Raw genomic sequence first — 1,306 nt, forward strand, 5'->3', positions numbered from 1 at the left:
CAATCACTTCTTTGCATCTTTGTGGGGATATGTGAAATTGGAGGTTCTTAAACTCAATTCTAAGCTCAATCATTTTGCTCTCAAATCCAAATTGTATATTAAGGCTTTGCAGCAATCTTACTTGGAATGGCAATCCCTGAAACCTTTTTAGACTTCTGCGTAAGGTGAGTAACTAAACCTAATGCCAATGAAACATTTAAGTGTAATGTCTGTAGTACTGAATGTGATGTTAAGCGTAATGTCGATGGGTTTAGTGGTTTCATAGCAGCTATGGCAGGATTATCAGAAATTCATGATGAGTTCACCTGTCCCCATGTAAATAAAGAATGGCATGAGCAGGCAGTGAGACTTCTAATGGAAATAGAAAAAACTCCTAGCAAAAGAATAGCAGCACTTCTAAAGTTGGATTTAGAGGAATTGCTAGAAGAGCATCTTGCTCAAAATCATATACATTCGTAATTTTTAGGATTGATTATGTTTAGAAATATTGCAGATTTAGATGGATTAGCAAATGATGCAATTCGTGTCAAACACTTTGGAACTATGGATTTGATTGAATCTCATCCAGATGTACCCGCTCTAGAAGTATTGGCTTTGATGACTGCTAATGATTTTGACATCGTACCCATCAGTGATGGAGATCAACAACTGGGTTTTGTGTCAAAAGCAGAGATTAAACAACTCCATGACAGTGAACCTATTCACAAGGTGATTCATCCAATAAATGAAGCTGTTATGGTTAGCCCCAATGCCTCTCTACAAGAAGCATTTGAAAAACTTGCAACTTCCGATGGTGGTCGGTTATTTGTCGGGGAAGCAAACAAACTACAAGGTATTGTTACATTTGAAGATTTAGGTAAACCTGCGGTCTCTCTGTACCTGTTAGCTAAAATTCTTATGATAGAATCAGGTCTGCGAAGACTTCTTGGCTCATATACAGATACGCCTATCTCCGATGCGCCATCTAGAGATAGTGATTATGAAGAACCATCTTATATTAGAGATGTACTCAAGCTGATTAAGAAGAAATCTCCTCTTCTGGTCAAAGATTTAGGATTTGTTTCAAAAAACAAAGCTTCAAACAACCAATTTGATGAAGGATTTAACTTTATCAATGATCTGAGAAATGACTTAGCACCTCACCTTACGCAGAAGTCTAAAAAGGTTTCAGGGATTGCCATTCCAAGTAAGATTGCTGCAAAGCCTTAATATACAATTTGGATTTGAGAGCAAAATGATTGAGCTTAGAATTGAGTTTAAGAACCTCCAATTTCACATATCCCCACAAAGATGCAAAGAAGTGATT

2 protein-coding genes are annotated in these 1,306 nt (G+C 37.0%); both read left to right on the top strand.

The genetic code is table 11. The features are described 5' to 3' along the window. Positions 1-270: 270 nt before the first annotated feature. Positions 271-459: a hypothetical protein gene (locus tag AC805_RS15170; RefSeq protein ID WP_055076199.1), complete on the top strand. Its 189-nt coding sequence runs from the start codon at positions 271-273 to the stop codon at positions 457-459. A 15-nt stretch (positions 460-474) separates the two neighbouring features. Then, entirely contained in the window at positions 475-1,209 is a 735-nt protein-coding gene (locus tag AC805_RS15175) for a CBS domain-containing protein (RefSeq protein WP_055076200.1), read from the top strand. Positions 1,210-1,306 lie beyond the last annotated feature (97 nt).

It is taken from the genome of Pseudanabaena sp. 'Roaring Creek', assembly GCF_001402795.1.
Classification (GTDB): domain Bacteria; phylum Cyanobacteriota; class Cyanobacteriia; order Pseudanabaenales; family Pseudanabaenaceae; genus Pseudanabaena.